The 18,083-nt window shown below is 53.7% G+C and carries 16 protein-coding genes; 7 read left to right on the forward strand and 9 right to left on the reverse strand.

The features are described 5' to 3' along the window. Nucleotides 1-114 precede the first annotated feature (114 nt). The gene (gene ompA / locus RT644_RS10495; protein ID WP_045506756.1) at nt 115-1,164 is read left to right on the forward strand and encodes a porin OmpA; all 1,050 of its coding nucleotides are present in this window, start codon (nt 115-117) and stop codon (nt 1,162-1,164) included. Nucleotides 1,165-1,239: 75 nt separating this feature from the next. Here the strand turns inward: ompA and matP are convergent, their stop codons facing one another. Continuing rightward, nucleotides 1,240-1,692: a macrodomain Ter protein MatP gene (gene matP / locus RT644_RS10500; protein ID WP_020457269.1), complete on the reverse strand. Its 453-nt coding sequence runs from the start codon at nt 1,690-1,692 to the stop codon at nt 1,240-1,242. A 182-nt stretch (nt 1,693-1,874) separates the two neighbouring features. Here matP and RT644_RS10505 point away from each other — a divergent pair, with 182 nt between their 5' ends. Together RT644_RS10505 and fabA are read left to right on the forward strand one after the other, a co-directional pair. After that, entirely contained in the window at nt 1,875-3,635 is a 1,761-nt protein-coding gene (locus RT644_RS10505; protein WP_313626585.1) for a Lon protease family protein, read from the forward strand. A gap of 69 nt (nt 3,636-3,704) precedes the next feature. Then, entirely contained in the window at nt 3,705-4,223 is a 519-nt protein-coding gene (fabA, locus tag RT644_RS10510) for a bifunctional 3-hydroxydecanoyl-ACP dehydratase/trans-2-decenoyl-ACP isomerase (RefSeq protein ID WP_131411023.1), read from the forward strand. Nucleotides 4,224-4,293: 70 nt separating this feature from the next. On the opposite strand, the gene rmf is transcribed toward fabA, so the two are convergent. The 6 genes from rmf to rlmKL form a co-directional block, all read right to left on the reverse strand. Next, entirely contained in the window at nt 4,294-4,461 is a 168-nt protein-coding gene (gene rmf / locus RT644_RS10515; protein WP_017456222.1) for a ribosome modulation factor, read from the reverse strand. A 253-nt stretch (nt 4,462-4,714) separates the two neighbouring features. Continuing rightward, nucleotides 4,715-5,287 (reverse strand): membrane integrity-associated transporter subunit PqiC, encoded by a 573-nt coding sequence (pqiC, locus tag RT644_RS10520; protein WP_313626587.1) that lies wholly within the window; start codon nt 5,285-5,287, stop codon nt 4,715-4,717. Continuing rightward, nucleotides 5,284-6,924 (reverse strand): intermembrane transport protein PqiB, encoded by a 1,641-nt coding sequence (pqiB, locus tag RT644_RS10525; RefSeq protein ID WP_020457266.1) that lies wholly within the window; start codon nt 6,922-6,924, stop codon nt 5,284-5,286. Before pqiB ends, pqiC begins: the two co-directional genes overlap by 4 nt. After that, nucleotides 6,914-8,182, reverse strand: coding sequence for a membrane integrity-associated transporter subunit PqiA (pqiA, locus tag RT644_RS10530; RefSeq protein ID WP_097407998.1), 1,269 nt, complete (start codon nt 8,180-8,182; stop codon nt 6,914-6,916). Before pqiA ends, pqiB begins: the two co-directional genes overlap by 11 nt. A gap of 11 nt (nt 8,183-8,193) precedes the next feature. Continuing rightward, the gene (locus tag RT644_RS10535; RefSeq protein ID WP_045506740.1) at nt 8,194-10,101 is read right to left on the reverse strand and encodes an ABC transporter ATP-binding protein; all 1,908 of its coding nucleotides are present in this window, start codon (nt 10,099-10,101) and stop codon (nt 8,194-8,196) included. Nucleotides 10,102-10,113: 12 nt separating this feature from the next. Beyond that, a complete protein-coding gene (gene rlmKL / locus RT644_RS10540; RefSeq protein WP_313626589.1) occupies nt 10,114-12,222 on the reverse strand; it encodes a bifunctional 23S rRNA (guanine(2069)-N(7))-methyltransferase RlmK/23S rRNA (guanine(2445)-N(2))-methyltransferase RlmL in 2,109 nt (702 codons plus the stop codon). A 99-nt stretch (nt 12,223-12,321) separates the two neighbouring features. Between rlmKL and RT644_RS10545 the strand changes: the two genes are divergently transcribed. Continuing rightward, entirely contained in the window at nt 12,322-13,431 is a 1,110-nt protein-coding gene (locus tag RT644_RS10545) for a YcbX family protein (protein WP_072051603.1), read from the forward strand. Here RT644_RS10545 and zapC read toward each other — a convergent pair. Together zapC and pyrD are read right to left on the reverse strand one after the other, a co-directional pair. Then, the gene (zapC, locus tag RT644_RS10550) at nt 13,428-13,970 is read right to left on the reverse strand and encodes a cell division protein ZapC (protein WP_020457261.1); all 543 of its coding nucleotides are present in this window, start codon (nt 13,968-13,970) and stop codon (nt 13,428-13,430) included. The genes RT644_RS10545 and zapC overlap by 4 nt on opposite strands. A 168-nt stretch (nt 13,971-14,138) precedes the next feature. Then, nucleotides 14,139-15,149 (reverse strand): quinone-dependent dihydroorotate dehydrogenase, encoded by a 1,011-nt coding sequence (gene pyrD, locus RT644_RS10555; RefSeq protein WP_020457260.1) that lies wholly within the window; start codon nt 15,147-15,149, stop codon nt 14,139-14,141. Nucleotides 15,150-15,396: 247 nt separating this feature from the next. Here pyrD and ssuE point away from each other — a divergent pair, with 247 nt between their 5' ends. From ssuE to ssuD, 3 genes are read left to right on the forward strand one after another with little or no spacing between them, the layout of a single operon-like run. Next, nucleotides 15,397-15,972, forward strand: coding sequence for an NADPH-dependent FMN reductase (gene ssuE, locus RT644_RS10560; protein WP_097407995.1), 576 nt, complete (start codon nt 15,397-15,399; stop codon nt 15,970-15,972). Beyond that, nucleotides 15,965-16,936 (forward strand): sulfonate ABC transporter substrate-binding protein, encoded by a 972-nt coding sequence (locus tag RT644_RS10565; RefSeq protein ID WP_020457258.1) that lies wholly within the window; start codon nt 15,965-15,967, stop codon nt 16,934-16,936. Before ssuE ends, RT644_RS10565 begins: the two co-directional genes overlap by 8 nt. Then, a complete protein-coding gene (ssuD, locus tag RT644_RS10570; protein WP_017456211.1) occupies nt 16,933-18,078 on the forward strand; it encodes an FMNH2-dependent alkanesulfonate monooxygenase in 1,146 nt (381 codons plus the stop codon). Before RT644_RS10565 ends, ssuD begins: the two co-directional genes overlap by 4 nt. Nucleotides 18,079-18,083 lie beyond the last annotated feature (5 nt).

Raw genomic sequence — 18,083 nt, forward strand, 5'->3', positions numbered from 1 at the left:
TCGGTAAAGATGTCCGCAGAGTTGTCAGTGAGCAATGCCCCCGGTGAAGGATTTAACCGTGGCTTCTCTAAAGAGATTCCCATGGCGATTTTTGGATGATAACGAGGCGCAAAAATGAAAAAGACAGCTATCGCGATTGCAGTGGCACTGGCTGGTTTCGCTACCGTAGCGCAGGCCGCTCCGAAAGATAACACCTGGTATACAGGTGGTAAACTGGGTTGGTCCCAGTATCATGACAAAGGTGCGGTATGGCAGAACGATGGCCCGACCCACGAAAGCCAACTGGGTGCTGGTGCGTTCGGTGGCTACCAGGTTAACCCGTACGTAGGTTTCGAACTGGGCTATGACTGGCTGGGTCGTATGCCGTACAAAGGCGACACCGTTAACGGCGCGTTCAAAGCTCAGGGCGTTCAGCTGACTGCTAAACTGGGTTACCCGGTAACTGACGATCTGGACCTGTACACTCGTCTGGGTGGTATGGTTTGGCGTGCAGACGCTCAGAACAACCAGGGCTTCAAAGATCACGATACCGGTGTTTCCCCGGTCTTCGCTGGTGGTGTTGAGTGGGCAGTTACTCGTGACATCGCTACCCGCCTGGAATACCAGTGGGTTAACAACATCGGTGATGCAAACACTGTTGGTGCTCGTCCGGACAACGGTATGCTGAGCGTAGGTGTTTCCTACCGCTTCGGCCAGCAGGAAGACGCTGCTCCGGTAGTAGCTGCTCCGGCTCCGGCTCCGGCTCCGGAAGTGCAGACCAAACACTTCACTCTGAAGTCTGACGTTCTGTTCAACTTCAACAAAGCGACGCTGAAACCGGAAGGTCAGCAGGCGCTGGATCAGCTGTATGGTCAGCTGAGCAACCTGGATCCTAAAGACGGTTCCGTAGTGGTTCTGGGCTTCACCGACCGTATCGGTTCTGACGCTTACAACCAGAGCCTGTCTGAGAAACGTGCACAGTCCGTAGTTGATTACCTGGTTTCTAAAGGTATCCCGGCTAACAAAATCTCCGCACGTGGCATGGGTAAATCCAACCCGGTTACTGGCAGCACCTGTGACAACGTGAAACCGCGTGCAGCGCTGATCGACTGCCTGGCACCGGATCGTCGCGTAGAGATCGAAGTTAAAGGTAGCAAAGACGTTGTAACTCAGCCGCAGGCTTAAGTTCCCGTCTAAAAAAACCCCGCTCATTAGCGGGGTTTTTTATTGCCTGAAATAACAGGCAGGAATAATTCGCACCTATTCTTTCCCAAGTAATGCCTGCAGGTCATGTTTCAGCGTAGACATCTGAGATGCATACTTTTCCTTGTGCTCGGCATCTTCGATCAACTGCACAATCGTTTCAGAAAGCGTTTTCCCCCTGCGCTGCGCTAACCCAGCCAGACGCTGCCAGACCACAAATTCCAGGTCGATCGATTTTTTACGCGTATGCTGATGTTCGGCATTAAAATGCCGCTTGCGGCGGGCGCGAATAGTTTGCTTCATCCGGTTAATCAATGACGGATTGATATGCTGCACAATCCAGTCGTTGACCTGTACGGGTTCATTTTCGAGTGTCAACAATAAATCGACCGCATCCTTAGCGGCACTGGCTTCTATGTAGCGCGTGATTAATTCCCCTTCACGATGCTTTTTTACCAGATACTTCCATTTCCAGCCGCTTTCGAGATTTTCCAGTTGTTGATATTTCATTGCGCTCTCAACGTGACCGTGTAACTCAGTTCAGAATATCAGTTTTTTCCAACTCTGCTGAAAAGAAATCACGGCCTCGTTTAAGCCAATAGTGTTCGCGTCGCGAAAGCGTGTAATGAATGTGTGCTGTTGGAGCGTTTACGGTATAATCGCGCCTTTGACATCAGACTAAAAAAACGACTTTGACCATTACAAAACTTGAATGGAACGACCTGGTTCCTGATACCAGCAGCTATCAGGAAGTGTTTGAATCGTCCGAATTAGCCCGCGAAACGGACTTCTCCCTGGCCGATACGCAACCCCGATTACAGTACGCGCTGGAGCAATTGCTCTATCCGCAGGCGACGTCACGCTTTTTGCTGGCTAAAGCGCCAGAAGAAGCCGAATATCTTGCGCTTATCGCCAGCGCCACCGAAATGCTCATCCCTGAAGCCCGCCCATTTTCTGGCGGCCAATATCATGTCAATGGTTCGGCAATTCGCTTCGAACCTTCGGCTGATGCCCAGGCAAATTTTATCGGCAACAAACCCACCGCGATCGCCGATTGGGTAGAAGCAGAACAACTTTTCGGCTGTCTTCGCCAGTTTAATCAGGAAATCACGTTGCAACCCGGCCTCGTCCACCAGGCAAACGGTGGGGTGCTGGTTATTTCCTTACGTACGCTGCTTGCACAGCCACTGCTATGGATGCGCCTGAAAACGATGGTAACGCAGCGCCGTTTTGACTGGGTTTCCTTTGATGAATCGCGCCCCCTGCCGGTCACTGTGCCGTCCATGCCAATGGATCTGAAAGTCATCCTCGTGGGTGAACGTGAATCACTCGCGGATTTCCAGGAAATGGAGCCGGAACTCGCATCGCAGGCCATTTACAGCGAATACGAAGAAACGCTGCAAATTGCGGATGCCGAAACCATGTCCATATGGCGTCAGTGGGTCGAGCAAACCGCTCGCGATGCGCACTTGCCCGCCCCTGCGGCTGATGCATGGACAACACTCATTCGCGAAGCCGTCCGCTACACCAGCGATCAGGAAACGTTACCTCTTTGCCCAATGTGGTTGTCTCGGCAACTGCGAGAAGTGGCAGCGATGTCCACTGATGAAACCTTTAGTGGGGAAGAGTTCCAGACAATGCTTGCGCAGCGAGAGTGGCGTGAAGGCTTCCTGGCGGAGCGCATGCAGGATGAGATCCTGCTTGAGCAAATCCTGATCGAAACCGAAGGAGAACGCATCGGTCAGATCAATGCACTGTCCGTTATCGAGTTTCCGGGACATCCACGTGCCTTTGGTGAACCCTCGCGAATCAGTTGTGTGGTGCATGTTGGCGATGGCGAGTTTAACGATATTGAACGCAAAGCTGAGCTGGGCGGTAATATCCACGCCAAAGGCATGATGATCATGCAAGCGTTCCTGATGGCGGAACTGGAGCTGGAACAACAGATCCCCTTTTCCGCCTCACTGACTTTTGAACAATCATACAGCGAAGTCGACGGTGACAGCGCATCAATGGCTGAACTGTGCGCATTAATCAGCGCGCTATCTGAAGTTCCGCTTAATCAGAGCATTGCGATCACAGGCTCGGTGGATCAATTTGGTCGCTCCCAGCCGGTCGGCGGGCTGAATGAAAAAATCGAAGGCTTCTTCACTATTTGTCAGCAGCGCCAGCTCACTGGCAAGCAAGGGGTGATTATTCCCTCGGCAAATGTACGCCATCTCTGCCTGCAGCAGGAACTTCTGGATGCTATCCAGGCGCAGCAATTTTTCATCTGGGCAGTAGATGACATGATGGATGCGCTACCCTTATTAACGGGTTTGCCGTGGGATGCCGAAGGGCAAAATAACCTTAAGCAACTCATCCAGGAACGTATCGCGCAGGCAACACAACAGGATGCGCGCCACCGCTTCCCGTGGCCGCTTCGCTGGTTGAACTGGTTTATCCGAAACTGATCGGACTTGTTCAGCGTACACGTGTTAGCTATCCTGCGTCCGAAATTACAAATAAGGCTTACTGAGAACATGGTAGATAAACGCGAATCCTATACAAAAGAAGATCTTCTTGCCTCTGGTCGTGGCGAATTGTTTGGCGCAAAAGGCCCGCAATTGCCGGCACCGAACATGCTGATGATGGACCGTGTGGTCAAAATGACTGAAACCGGCGGTAACTTCGATAAAGGCTATGTTGAAGCTGAGCTGGATATCAACCCGGATCTGTGGTTCTTTGGCTGCCATTTCATTGGTGATCCGGTGATGCCTGGCTGCCTCGGCCTCGATGCAATGTGGCAACTGGTTGGTTTCTACCTGGGCTGGCTCGGCGGCGAAGGCAAAGGCCGCGCGCTGGGCGTTGGCGAAGTGAAATTCACCGGCCAGGTGCTGCCAACGGCGAAAACCGTGACTTACCGTATTCACTTTAAACGCATTGTAAACCGTCGTTTGATCATGGGTCTGGCAGATGGCGAAGTGCTGGTTGATGGCCGCGTTATCTATACCGCCGCGGATCTGAAAGTAGGTCTGTTCCAGGATACGTCTAATTTCTGATACCGGGTTACCTACCCCGGTAAAGGCGAAACCTCCGCAATGCGGAGGTTTCTTTTTTAAAGAGACAGAATCAGGCAATGACTGCCCTGTCCTCCATGGCCTCCCGCCAGCCTCCCAGCCACTCGGACCTTTGATTCAGGGTTTGGTAGGGACACATTTCCTTCGGACGCCCGGTAATACCAGCCTGATAACCACGTTGATGTGCCCGTTCCAGGCGATCGCGTTTTTGTCTCTTCATGCCTCGTTTCCCTCATTATTTGATCTGGTGGAAAAGAAAACAGTGGTCACTTAATGCGCAACCACAGGTCACAAATACCTTGAATAGACTTCGTCGTCAATGCGCAAAATTCACGCCAGTGTCATAAATGTGAGCTACACAAAAGTTCATTTGTACAAAAAATGTGAGCCAGCACAACTAATGGTTTGTACTGAAACATAAAAAAACCGCCATAGATTTTGTCTATGGCGGTTTTTACAGACTTTAGATTTACTTATGGCAGACGAGTTAGCGCATTCGCAATACTGACAGCCTCTTGCTGCCAGCCCTGAGCCAGCATTTTCACCATTTCATCATAGCCATCCTGCTGCTGTTTCAGCTCAATATGGAAGGGGCGCTTAATCAGTTGTCCCTGGTGTTTAAGTAACCATTCGCCGCTTACAATCACTCGCCCATCATAGCGACCATGAAAACCGGTCACAGTTACGTTTAGCGTATCTTGTTCACTGCCTAGCGGCTGCGATGCGACCACCCAGCCAGGCAGTTGATTGCTCAGATTGGATACCAGCGTGTTACGCAGTTGCTGATCGAGCGGGCTGGCCCACAAATTGTTCGTAGCAATGACGTATTGCACATCGCTGGTCTGGTACACCACGCCATTCCCCGCGAGAAAATCAGGTACCGAAACCTGTTCTACCCATAACTGACGATTCCCCTGGTTTTGCCCGGCCATCGTCTGCGCCTTTACTTGCGACGGCGAAGGCAGCTGATAGTAGCTTTTGTTATCACCGCCGCTACTGCAGGCTGTCAGCAACAGAGCCAGTATCGCTAATGCGCTCTTTTTCATTCTTTTGCCCTCTTCGGCTGCGGATCGGGTTTCCCTTTCGCTTCAAATACCAGCGCGTTGCTCTTATCGTTGAGCGTTTTCAGCACCGGTTGCAGTTCACGCAATACCTGATCGAGGCGCTGCATATCCGCCACCATTTTATTGTAAGCGGCGGAACCTGGCTGGAAGCCCTGCATACTGCGGTTAAGTTCGCGTAGTGTGCTCTGCATATCTGCAGGTAGTTGCTGCATCGACTGGCTGGCGGTCAATTTGTTGAGGTTATCCAGCGTCGTTTGCAGACGTTTGAGCGTTTGCTGGCTTTCAGATAGCGTGCTCGTCGCCTGCTGGATCATCGGGTTCAACGGTAAATTGTTAATTTTATCCAGCGTATCCATTAGCCGTTGCTGGATCTGCGCCAGTCCACCACTCACAGTCGGAATGATGGGATAGCCAGCGAACTCGTGCATGCCACTGATCGCAGGGGCATTATTGTAAAAATCGAGATCAACATACAGCGCGCCGGTAACAATATTACCGGTCTTCAACGAGCCTCGCAGACCACGCTTCAGTAGCGCATTCAGATGTGCGCTCATATCCGGATCTTCACCCAGTTGGTTCGCCAGACGTTCCGGCTCAATACGGATCAGAACCGGAATACGATAATCATCATTCAGCGCCTGGCGCATACCTTCCGTAAAGAACGGCACCTTACTCACCGTACCAAGGCGGATGCCGCGGAACTCAACCGGCGCGCCGGGTTGCAAGCCACGGATCGAATCTTTAAAGAACATCAGATAATCAACATGTTCGGTGTATAGCGAATCCTGAATGCTGCGCTGATCGTCATACAACTTAAAAGCGCTGTTTTCCGCCACCGGCTGCCCCAAATCCAGGCCTTCCGGCACATCGAAGCTGACACCGCCGCCGAACAGCGTCGTCAGCGACCCCATCTCGACGCGCATCCCGGCGGAGGTGAGATCGACGGCAATCCCGCTGTCTTTCCAGAAACGCACATTGCTGGTCACCAGCCGATCGTTCGGCGCATTAATAAAGAGCTGATAGCTCATGGTCCGTTTTTGCGTATCAAAGGTGCTGGTTTCCACTGAACCCACGCGATAGCCACGGAACAACACCGGATCGCCTGCCGTTAATTGCCCCGCTTTATTACTGTCAAGGATCACCCGGATACCTTTCGCATCCGGCGGTGCCAGCGGCGGCGAATCGAGCAAGTTGTAGCGCTCCGGTGCATTGCCTTTTACACCGGGCTGAAGTTCGATATAGGCACCAGAAAGCAGCGTACCAAGCCCGCTGATACCTTCGCGACCCACCTGCGGTTTCACCACCCAGAATACCGAATCATTATGCAGGAGCTTTTCCATGCCGGAATTGAGCCGCGCTTTGATTTCAACATGGGTAAGATCATCGGTCAGCGTCGTACTCTCCACTACGCCAACGTCCACACTGCGGCTTTTAATCGTCGTTTTACCGCCGACAATTCCTTCGGCGTTATTGGTGATCAGGGTGACTTCCGGGCCTTGATGGCTGTAATGATAGAAAAGGATCCAGGCCCCAATCAGTGCCGTCACAATCGGGAAAATCCACACCGGTGACCAGTTTCTCACCTTTTGCACCCTGGCTTCCCCACTCTTATTCTCCATGCTTTAACGACTCCTCATGGTGCGTTTGTGGCTCGCGATCCCAGCTCAGACGCGGGTCGAAAGTCATTGCCGCAAACATCGTGATAATAACGACCAGCGCAAACATCAGCGCACCCATCGCAGGATAAATATTCATCAGCCCCCCCATCCGCACCAGCGCAGACAGTACGGCAATAACAAACACGTCGATCATTGACCAGCGCCCAACGAATTCCACTATTTCATAAATAAAATGCATGCGTTCGCAATCGCGCTTTCCGTGCCCTTTCGCATCAATACACAACCAGGCGATGCCAATCATTTTCAGCGTCGGCACCATAATGCTGGCGATAAAAATCACTAACGCAACCGGATACGAACCCTCGCTCCACAGCAAAATCACCCCGGCCAGAATGGTCGACGGCATGCGGTCGCCCAGCAGGTCGGTCACCATGATGGGCAAAATATTGGCGGGTAAATAGAGCATGATGGCGGTCATCAGCAGCGCCAGCGTCCACTGAATACTGTTGCGCCGACGCGCATGGCCATGAGTATGGCAACGTGGGCAAACCGGCTGGTCAATCGCCACTATCGCCGTGCAACATGGGCAGGATCGCAGCCCCTGGCGGATACCTGGTACACCGACATGCAGCGGCTGCGCAACAGCTGGCGCAGGCGCAATGTCGTCCCACAGCCAGTGGCGGTCTACGCACTGAAACGCCCGCAGTTGCAACAGACAGAACAGGCACCAGGGAATGAAACTGCTGCCGATGCCAATATCACCATAAGCCATCAGTTTGACGAAACTGACCAACACCCCGGCGAGGAAAATCTCCGCCATTCCCCAACTTTTAAGCTGGAATAACACGCGGGCAAGGCCAATTTTCAGGCGGAAATCCATCCGCACGCGGTTAACCAACAGCAGGATCGTCACCAGGCAAAACGCCGGCACAAACTGCACGAACAACAGAAAGAAAGTGCCGAGGCTGGCGTAATCTTCCGAGAACATCACACCAGGAATTTCCAGCAGCGTCACCTCACTGGCAACGCCTGCTACTTTCATGTTTACGAAGGGAAAAAGGTTGGAGAGCAATAGCATAAACAGCGCGACGATAGCATAAGCAGTGGGACGCTGGCGCGGCGCGTCCCACTCGGTCGCAAGCGTTGTCCCACAACGCGGGCACGCCGCTTTTTGTCCATGTTGCAGCGGCGGTAACGCCACCAGCATGTCACATTGCGAACAGAGAATGTGGCGAGTGGTGTGGTGGTGTTCACACATACAGGCTCCCTTTATGCGCCGTTTTTCAGAGCCTCCAGATACTCCCAGCGTTCAAACGCTTCCTCAAGCGCTTGCTCCGCCGAAGCCATATCGGCTAAGACTTTCTGCGTATGGTCGTGCGGCTGGCTAAAGAAACTGGCATCGGCGACCTGCGCTTGCAAATCCCCAAGTTGTGCTTCCAGTTGTTCCAGCTTTTGCGGTAATTGTTCCAGTTCACGCTGCAGGTTATAGCTTAGTTTGTTACTGTTGCGTTTGACAGTTTCTGCTTTGGCTACCGGCGCTTCCATACTTTTTTTCGCGGCGTCCTGTTTTTGCATCTGCGACGCCGCCTGCTGACCACGGGCATCGTGATAGCCGCCAACATACTGACCAATCTGGCCGTCGCCTTCGAAGATCCAGCATTCGGTCACGGTATTATCAACGAACTGACGATCGTGGCTCACCAGCAGAACCGTACCCTGATAGGCATCGATAAGCTCTTCCAGCAGTTCCAGCGTTTCAACATCCAGATCGTTGGTTGGTTCATCGAGAATTAACAGGTTGCTGGGTTTCAGGAACAAACGCGCCAGCAACAGTCGGTTACGTTCCCCGCCAGAGAGCGCACGTACCGGCGTCATCGCCCGTTTCGGATGGAACAGAAAGTCCTGCAAGTAGCCCAGAATGTGGCGCGGCTTGCCGTTCACCAGCACTTCTTGCTTACCTTCAGCAAGGTTGTCCATCACCGTTTTATCCGGATCCAGTTCGGCGCGGTGCTGATCGAAATAGGCCACTTCCAGTTTGGTACCGACATGGACACGCCCGCTATCGGCTTTGAGTTGATCCAGCATCAATTTGAGCAGCGTAGTCTTACCGCAGCCGTTCGGGCCGATCAGCGCGATTTTGTCGCCGCGCTGCACCTGCGTGGAGAAATTGCGCACCAGCACTTTGCCATCGATGCCGTAATTGACGTCTTCCATCTCGAAAACAATCTTGCCGGAGCGGGAGGCCTCTTCCACCTGCATCTTCGCGCTGCCCATCACTTCACGGCGTTCACTGCGCTCGCGGCGCATGGCTTTTAACGCGCGGACGCGGCCTTCGTTACGAGTACGACGCGCCTTGATGCCCTGGCGGATCCACACCTCTTCCTGCGCCAGCTTGCGATCAAATTCCGCATTTTGCAGCTCTTCCACGCGCAGGGCTTCTTCTTTCTCCAGCAGATACTGATCGTAATTGCCCGGATAGGAAACCAGCTTGCCGCGATCGAGGTCGACGATACGCGTCGCCATATTGCGAATAAACGAACGATCGTGAGAGATAAAGATGATGGTGCCGCCGAAAGATTTCAGGAACCCTTCCAGCCAGTCGATAGTTTCAATGTCCAGGTGGTTGGTTGGTTCGTCGAGCAGCAGCACACGCGGACCGCTCACCAGCGCGCGCCCCAGCGCTGCCTTACGCAACCAGCCGCCGGAAAGGGCGGAGAGCGACATATCCGCCGTTAGCCCAAGCTGCGCCAGCACTTCATTGATACGGTTTTCCAGTTGCCACAAACCGTGGTGATCCAGCATCTCCTGCACACGCGCTAACTCGGCGAGGTTTTTATCGCTCGGATCGCTCATCACCAGGTGGGAAACCTCATGGTAGCGCTTGAGATACTCGGCCTGCTCTTCAATCCCTTCAGCGACAAAATCGTAGACGCTGCCGGTAACATTACGCGGCGGATCCTGTTGCAGGCGTGCCACCACCAAATCTTGCTCATACACAATGCGACCATCGTCCAGGTTAACTTCCCGGTTGAGGATCTTCATCAGCGTTGATTTCCCTGCGCCGTTACGCCCAACAAGACACACGCGTTCGTTTTCTTCGATATGCAGCTCAGCATTATCGAGAAGCGGCGCATCGCTGAATGACAGCCACGCGCCATGCATACTGATTAATGACATTTATTTATCCTTTCAGGCTGCGGTAATCAGCCAGCAGTTGTGGATCTGACGGTTGCGGGCAAAATCCTGCGACTGCGTTTTTTGGGTGATTTCTTGTGCTTTAAGACCCAGTTTCGCCAGCCCGTCGAGATCCATACGGAAACCGCGTTTGTTATTGGAAAACATGATCGTGCCGCCCTTACGCAACAGGCGTTTGAGATCCTGCATCAGCGCCATATGGTCTCGCTGTACATCAAAAGACTCTTCCATACGTTTGGAGTTGGAGAAGGTCGGTGGATCGATAAAGATCAGGTCGAACTGCTCATCAGTATCGCGCAGCCACGCCAGGCAGTCGGCCTGGATCAGGCGATGCGCACGACCGCTCAGGCCATTAAGACGCAGGTTGCGCTCGGCCCACTCCAGATAGGTACGTGACATATCCACCGTTGTCGTCGAACGCGCGCCGCCCAGCCCCGCATGCACACTGGCGCTGCCGGTATAAGAGAAAAGATTGAGGAAATCTTTGCCTTTACTCATTTGGCCGAGCATACGGCGCGCGATACGGTGATCGAGGAACAAACCGGTATCAAGATAATCGGTCAGGTTGACCCACAGGCGAGCGTTATATTCGCTCACTTCCATGAAATCACCCTTTTCATTCATTTTCTGATACTGATTGTTGCCCTTCTGCCGTTCACGGGTTTTCAACACCAGCTTGTTTGGCGCAATCCCCAACACATGAATAGTGGCCGCAATGATGTCAAACAGACGCTGGCGCGCTTTTTGCGCATCAATCGTTTTCGGTGCGGCATACTCCTGCACCACCACCCAATCGGCATAGCGATCGACCGCGACGTTGTAATCCGGCAGATCGGCATCGTACAGGCGATAACATTCGATACCTTCCTGACGCGCCCATTTTTCCAGCTTTTTAACGTTCTTGCGCAGGCGATTCGCGTAATCTTCCGCCATTGCCGGCGCTTTCGCTTCGCCGGTATTTTCCGCCAGATGGTAATTTTTCTGCACGCAATCCAGTGGACCGTTTTTCGCTTTGAACTGGCGCTCAGCACGCAGTTGCAGGCAGTTCAGCAGATCAACCGAGGCGCTAAACAGTGACAGATTCCAGCCGCCAAATTGTGCTTTCAGCAGACGGCCCAACAGGCTGTGCAGCGCGATCAGCGCCGGTTCACTCTCCAGACGCTCACCATACGGCGGGTTACTGATCACCGTACCGTACGGGCCTTTTGGCAGCGGGTTGCTCAGCTCGGCAACATCTTTCACCTCAAAGGTGACCAGCTCGCCAATCCCGGCGCGTCGGGCGTTTTTACGGGCGATATCGATAACGCGCGCGTCGCTGTCTGACCCATAAAAATGGGAGGCGTAATTCGCCAGCCCCGCACGCGCGCGCGTTTGTGCCTCGGCTTTCACCTCTTGCCACAGCGCTTCATCGTGCTGTGCCCAGCCACCAAAACCCCAGTGGCCGCGGTGCAGACCCGGCGCGCGATCGGTCGCCGCCATCGCAGCTTCAATCAGCAGCGTCCCGGAACCGCACATTGGATCGAGCAGCGGCGTGCCTGGCTGCCAGCCAGAACGCATCACGATCGCGGCGGCCAGGTTTTCTTTGATCGGCGCCATCCCGGTGCGATCGCGGTAGCCGCGCAGGTGCAAACCTTCACCGCTCAGATCAAGGGAGATATTTGCCGTATCCTGGTTCAGCCAGACGTTAATACGCAGGTCCGGCATCTCACGTTCCACATTCGGACGCGGCAGGTTTTTGCGGGTAAAGCTGTCGACGATCGCATCTTTGACTTTCAGCGCGCCGTACTGGCTGTTACGAATTTCATCGTTCAGGCCGCTAAAATGGACGGCGAAGGTTGCGCCCGGATTAAACATCTCTGTCCAGTTGATCGCCTGCACGCCGAGGTAGAGATCAAGATCGCTGTAAACCTTGCACTCCCCGAGCGGCAGCATAATGCGCGAAGCCAGACGACTCCACATCAGGCTCTGGTACAGGAGCCGCGTGTCCCCTTCAAAATGGACACCACCCTGAACAACCCGGCACTCAACGGCACCAAGTTTTTCCAGTTCAGTTTTTAACAGCTCTTCCAGCCCGCGGGCCGTACTGGCAAACAGAGAAATCATAATGTCACTTACACTCAACGAAAATTGTTGCGCATTATAGCTAATCTGGCGTTCATGTCATAAAGTTGAGGGCTAATTTTCATCAGACAGGGGGAAGACGTGCCAACGCTTTCACGTCTTTTTATTCATCCGGTAAAATCCATGCGTGGTATTGGCCTGACGCATGCGCTTGCCGATATCAGCGGCCTCGCTTTTGACCGTGTTTTTATGGTCACGCAACCCGATGGCACTTTTATTACCGCACGACAGTATCCGCAGATGGTGCGCTTTACGCCCTCACCGTTAACCGATGGTTTGCACCTGACCGCACCGGATGGCAGCAGCGCGGTGATTCGCTTTGCCGATTTTGCGCCCGACGCCGCGCCCACGGAAGTATGGGGAAACCACTTTACTGCCCTTATCGCGCCCGACGAGATTAATCGCTGGCTGAGCGGCTTTTTTTCGCGCGAGGTGCAGTTGCGCTGGGTTGGACCTGAATTAACCCGCCGCGTTAAACACCACGACGACGTACCGTTATCTTTCGCCGATGGTTTTCCCTATCTGCTGGCTAACGAAGCCTCGCTGCGTGATGTACAAAACCGTTGCCCGGCCAGCGTGAAAATGGAGCAGTTTCGCCCCAACCTGGTAGTGACGGGCGCGCAGCCGTGGGAAGAGGACAGCTGGAAAGTGGTGCGTATTGGCGAGGTGGTTTTCGATGTCGTGAAACCGTGCAGCCGGTGTGTGTTCACCACCGTCAGCCCGGAGCGCGGGCAAAAACACCCCTCCGGTGAGCCTCTCGCGACCTTACAGCGTTTTCGCACCGCGCAGGACAACGGTACCGTCGATTTCGGCCAAAACCTGATTGCCCGTAATAGCGGTGTGATCCGCGTTGGCGATGAAGTAGCCGTGCTGGCAACGGCGCCCGCGAAAATATACGGCGCAGGCGAAGCCGAAGAGGCTGTTGAACAGGATGCACAACCCGCAGGCACGGTAGAAATCAACTGGCAAGGTCAAACATTTCGCGGCAATAACCAACAAGTGTTGCTTGAACAGCTTGAACATCAGGGGATTCGCGTGCCCTACTCGTGTCGCGCCGGGATTTGCGGTTGCTGCCGGATCCGCGTAGTGGAAGGTGAAGTCAGTGCGCTGAAGAAATCAGCGGTTGCGCCGGATGGTTCAATTCTCTGCTGTAGCTGTGTGCCGAAAACATCGCTGCGACTGGAGGCTTAAACCGCCTGTTCGAACTGAATTGCGTTGGTATGTAACTGTGGTTTGAGGCGATCGTTCATAATTTTAATCGCGTCGCCCAGTTGCATAGTGCGCCCGGCAATTACCACGCCGGGTTGCGCCAGCAGACACAGCGCAGCATTGTCACCCGGTTCAACCACCAGCAGATTCACACACTCCTGCGTATCGCTCAGCCAGACGCAAGCGCCTTCGCCCGTAACAGGCGTCCACAGGGAATCATGCGTCATGAAGTGCCAGCTTTTCGGCATTTGCGGCTTGAGGAAGCGAATCGCTACCAGCGCGTTAAGCACCAGTTCAGCGCGTTGCTCATGGGATAACGGCAAATCGCGGCATTTTTCATCAAAGGAGAAATAGAGCGCAGCATCATCAACGCAAAAACCAGACGGTGAGAAAGCGTCTGGCGTCAGCATCTTACGGGCAAAACGAGAGCGAAATAACATGCCATTGGCTAAATCGAGCATCATGCGATCATGCTCATCATCAAAATACCAGCGCCAATTATCGTCAGGTTTAATTCGCATTTTCCTCTCCCCTTCCCCTAAACATCCTGTCGCTTTTTCATCCTGTTTGCCGCCTCGTTTATTACTTAAATAATAAAAGACTAAAATGTTTAAATTAGCAACAGTGGTGGAATATAAAACAACCAGGGCGGGAAATAAAGCCCTGGTTGTGCAGGAAGGGATAAAAGATTAGATATGGGTAACGATTTCTTTAATCAGCGGTGGACCTTTAAAAATAAAGCCCGAATAAATTTGCACCAGTGACGCACCGGCGGCGATTTTCTCGCGAGCTGCTATCACCGAGTCGATGCCACCTACGCCAATAATCGGCAAGCGTCCGTTTAATTCTTGCGACAACCGCCGAATAATTTCCGTGCTTTTTAATTGCAACGGACGACCACTTAACCCACCCGTTTCGTCACAATGTTTCATTCCCTGTACCAGCGATCTTTCAAGCGTAGTATTAGTGGCAATAACACCATCAATATTGTGGCGAACTAAACTATCGGCCACCTGGATCAATTCTTCTTCAGAAAGATCTGGTGCGATCTTTACGGCTACCGGAACATATTTATGATGCACATTTTGCAGATCGTTTTGCTTATTCTTAATTGCGGTAAGCAGATCGTCCAGCGCTTCGCCATATTGTAGCGTGCGCAAACCGGGCGTATTTGGCGAAGAAATATTAATGGCGATATAACCGGCGTAGGCATAGATTTTTTCCATACAAATCAGATAGTCATCTTTACCCTGCTCGACTGGCGTGTCTTTATTCTTACCAATATTAATGCCCAACACACCGTCGAAGTGTGATTTCTTTACGTTCTCAACCAGGTTATCCACGCCAAGATTATTAAAGCCCATACGGTTGATCAGCCCTTCGGCGTCCACCAGACGGAAGATCCTCGGCTTGTCATTACCCGGCTGCGGGCGTGGCGTCACGGTACCGATTTCGATGGCGCCAAACCCCATCGCGCCCAGCGCATCAATGCACTCACCATTTTTATCCAGCCCGGCCGCTAACCCCAACGGGTTCTTAAAGGTCAGACCCATGCATTTGACCGGCTTCTCCGGTACACGCTGACGTACAAGGGCTTCGAAAGGTGTGCCGGTAATACGGCGTAATTGCTGGAACGTTAATTCATGAGCGCGCTCAGGATCGAGCTGGAAAAGGGCTTTACGAACGAAGGGGTAGTACATGAACTCTCCTGGATTCCCGGTTGCAAACCGGGGGCGTATTATCAGTGATTACCCGACGAAAGGGAATTGACCTGCGGCAAAAAAAGGCGAATCGACGCAATCGTTTTCTCTTACCTCTCTCCTTTATGCAAATTTCAGCATATTTTCATCGAATAAATCATTTAGTGGAATAAATCGACTCTGCCACACTGCCCTTAATTGTTATGAATGTTATCTAAAAGCAAACAATTGGTTATAAGGAGCGATTATGAGAGTTGTCACCCTGGCCGGAAGCCCGCGCTTTCCCTCCCGCTCCAGCGCGTTGCTGGAGTATGCCCGCGAGCGCCTGAATGCGCAGGATATTGAAGTGTGTCACTGGCATTTGCAAAATTTCGCGCCGGAGGATCTCCTCTATGCCCGCTTTGATAGCCCCGCGTTGCAAACATTTATTGGGCAACTCAGCGAGGCCGACGGGTTAATCGTCGCGACACCTATTTATAAAGCGGCTTACTCCGGCGCCCTGAAAACGCTGCTCGATCTGCTGCCCGAACGGGCGCTGGAAGGCAAAGTGGTGTTACCGCTGGCCACTGGCGGCACCGTGGCGCATATGCTGGCGGTGGATTACGCCCTGAAGCCGGTGCTCAGCGCACTGAAAGCGCAAGAGATCCTGCATGGCGTCTTCGCCGATGATAGCCAGGTGCTGGATTACCAGCATAAGCCCAGCCTGACGCCCAATCTGCAAACCCGACTGGATAAGGCGCTGGAAACTTTCTGGCAAGCGCTGCACCGCCGGGATATCCAGGCGCCGGATTTCCACCTGCCGCAAGGAGTCGCGCATGTTTAACCTGTTTAAAAATCGCGCGCAATGGCTGGCGTTAAGCGGTTTACTGACGCTTTCCGCCTGGACGCAGGCCGCCGAACCGGCACCGGAAAGTTTGCGTATTGGTTACCAGAAAGGCAGCGTCAGCATGGTGCTGGCAAAAAGCCATGAACTGCTGGAAAAACGCTACCCGAACACCAAAATCACCTGGACGGAATTCCCGGCAGGCCCGCAAATGCTGGAAGCACTGAATATTGGCAGTATCGATCTCGGCAGCACGGGCGACATTCCGCCAATTTTTGCGCAAGCCGCGGGGGCGGATCTTCTGTATGTCGGCGTTGAGCCACCAAAGCCGAAAGCAGAAGTGATCCTTGTTGCACAAAACAGTCCGATTAAAACGGTTGCCGATTTGAAAGGGCATAAAGTCGCTTTCCAGAAAGGTTCCAGTTCACACAATTTACTGCTGCGCGCACTGCAACAGGCCGGGCTGAAATTCAGCGATATTCAGCCAGTGTTTCTGACACCTGCGGATGCGCGCGCCGCGTTCCAGCAAGGTAACGTTGATGCATGGGCCATCTGGGATCCCTACTACTCGGCGGCGCTGCTGCAGGGTGGCGTGCGGGTACTGAAAGACGGCACCACGCTGAAACAGACTGGCTCCTTCTATTTAGCTTCGCGTCCCTATGCGGAAAAAAACGGTGCATTTATTCAGGGCGTTCTGAACACCTTTAGCGAAGCCGATGCGTTAACCATTAGCCAGCGTGACGAAAGCATCGCGCTGTTTGCCAAAACGCTGGGGCTGCCCCAGCCGGTGATTGCCAGCTATTTCGATCACCGTCCACCGACCAAAATCTCACCGGTCGATGACACCACCGCCGCACTGCAACAGCAAACGGCCGATCTCTTTTATGAGAACCGGTTGCTACCGAAAAAAGTCGATATTCGCACCCGTATCTGGCAACCGGCCAAACAAGGAGCCAAATCATGAGCTTAAATCTGTTCTGGTTTTTACCCACCCACGGCGATGGTCACTACTTAGGGACGGACCACGGCTCGCGCCCGGTAGATCATGCTTATTTACAACAAGTCGCTCAGGCGGCGGATCGTTTAGGGTTCAGCGGGGTGCTGATCCCTACCGGACGCTCCTGTGAAGATGCGTGGCTGGTCGCCGCCTCACTTATCCCGGTAACGCAGCGGTTGAAGTTTCTTGTCGCCCTGCGTCCCAGCGTCACGTCGCCGACCGTTGCTGCACGCCAGGCGGCGACGCTGGACAGGCTATCAAATGGACGTGCGCTGTTTAACCTGGTAACCGGCAGCGATCCGCAGGAACTGGCCGGAGACGGCGTATTTCTCGATCATACGCAGCGTTATGAAGCCTCCGCGGAGTTTACTCACGTCTGGCGTCGTCTGCTGGAAGGCGACACCGTAGACTTCGAGGGCAAACATATTCATGTACGCGGCGCGAAACTCTTTTTCCCGCCGGTGCAGCAACCGCGACCGCCGCTCTATTTCGGTGGATCGTCCGATGTGGCGCAAGATCTGGCCGCTGAGCAGGTTGACCTCTATCTGACATGGGGCGAGCCGCCAGCGCAGGTAAAAGAAAAAATTGAACAGGTGCGCGCCAAAGCCGCAGCCCACGGGCGTAAAGTGCGCTTCGGTATTCGGCTGCATGTGATTGTCCGGGAAACGAATGCCGAAGCCTGGCAGGCAGCGAATAACCTGATCGCCCATCTGGATGATGCCACGATTGCTAAAGCGCAGGCCGCCTTCTCTCGCCAGGACTCCGTAGGTCAACAGCGGATGGCGGCGCTTCATGGCGGCAAGCGCGATCAACTGGAGATCAGCCCCAACCTGTGGGCGGGCGTTGGGCTGGTACGCGGCGGCGCGGGAACCGCGCTGGTGGGCGATGGCCCGACCGTCGCGGCAAGAATCAATGAATACGCTGAGCTTGGTATCGACAGCTTTATTCTTTCCGGCTATCCGCACCTGGAAGAGGCATATCGCGTCGGCGAACTGCTGTTCCCGCACCTGGATGTCGCGGTGCCGCAAATTCCGCAGCCACAACCGTTGCAGTTGCAGGGCGAAACGGTGGCGAACGAGTTTATTCCCCGAAAAGTGGCGCAAAGCTGAGGCAA

Source organism: Kosakonia sp., assembly GCF_032104925.1.
Classification (GTDB): Bacteria; Pseudomonadota; Gammaproteobacteria; order Enterobacterales; family Enterobacteriaceae; genus Kosakonia.

What these genes read in the sequence shown, in the direction of transcription:
- ssuD (WP_017456211.1), top strand. Translation starts at nt 16,933, where the DNA reads ATGAGCTTAAATCTGTTCTGGTTTTTACCCACCCACGGCGATGGTCAC.
- zapC (WP_020457261.1), bottom strand. Translation starts at nt 13,970, where the DNA reads ATGCGAATTAAACCTGACGATAATTGGCGCTGGTATTTTGATGATGAG.
- rlmKL (WP_313626589.1), bottom strand. Translation starts at nt 12,222, where the DNA reads ATGATTTCTCTGTTTGCCAGTACGGCCCGCGGGCTGGAAGAGCTGTTA.
- RT644_RS10565 (WP_020457258.1), top strand. Translation starts at nt 15,965, where the DNA reads ATGTTTAACCTGTTTAAAAATCGCGCGCAATGGCTGGCGTTAAGCGGT.
- fabA (WP_131411023.1), top strand. Translation starts at nt 3,705, where the DNA reads ATGGTAGATAAACGCGAATCCTATACAAAAGAAGATCTTCTTGCCTCT.
- rmf (WP_017456222.1), bottom strand. Translation starts at nt 4,461, where the DNA reads ATGAAGAGACAAAAACGCGATCGCCTGGAACGGGCACATCAACGTGGT.
- ssuE (WP_097407995.1), top strand. Translation starts at nt 15,397, where the DNA reads ATGAGAGTTGTCACCCTGGCCGGAAGCCCGCGCTTTCCCTCCCGCTCC.
- pqiB (WP_020457266.1), bottom strand. Translation starts at nt 6,924, where the DNA reads ATGGAGAATAAGAGTGGGGAAGCCAGGGTGCAAAAGGTGAGAAACTGG.
- pqiA (WP_097407998.1), bottom strand. Translation starts at nt 8,182, where the DNA reads ATGTGTGAACACCACCACACCACTCGCCACATTCTCTGTTCGCAATGT.
- matP (WP_020457269.1), bottom strand. Translation starts at nt 1,692, where the DNA reads ATGAAATATCAACAACTGGAAAATCTCGAAAGCGGCTGGAAATGGAAG.
- ompA (WP_045506756.1), top strand. Translation starts at nt 115, where the DNA reads ATGAAAAAGACAGCTATCGCGATTGCAGTGGCACTGGCTGGTTTCGCT.
- pyrD (WP_020457260.1), bottom strand. Translation starts at nt 15,149, where the DNA reads ATGTACTACCCCTTCGTTCGTAAAGCCCTTTTCCAGCTCGATCCTGAG.
- RT644_RS10535 (WP_045506740.1), bottom strand. Translation starts at nt 10,101, where the DNA reads ATGTCATTAATCAGTATGCATGGCGCGTGGCTGTCATTCAGCGATGCG.
- pqiC (WP_313626587.1), bottom strand. Translation starts at nt 5,287, where the DNA reads ATGAAAAAGAGCGCATTAGCGATACTGGCTCTGTTGCTGACAGCCTGC.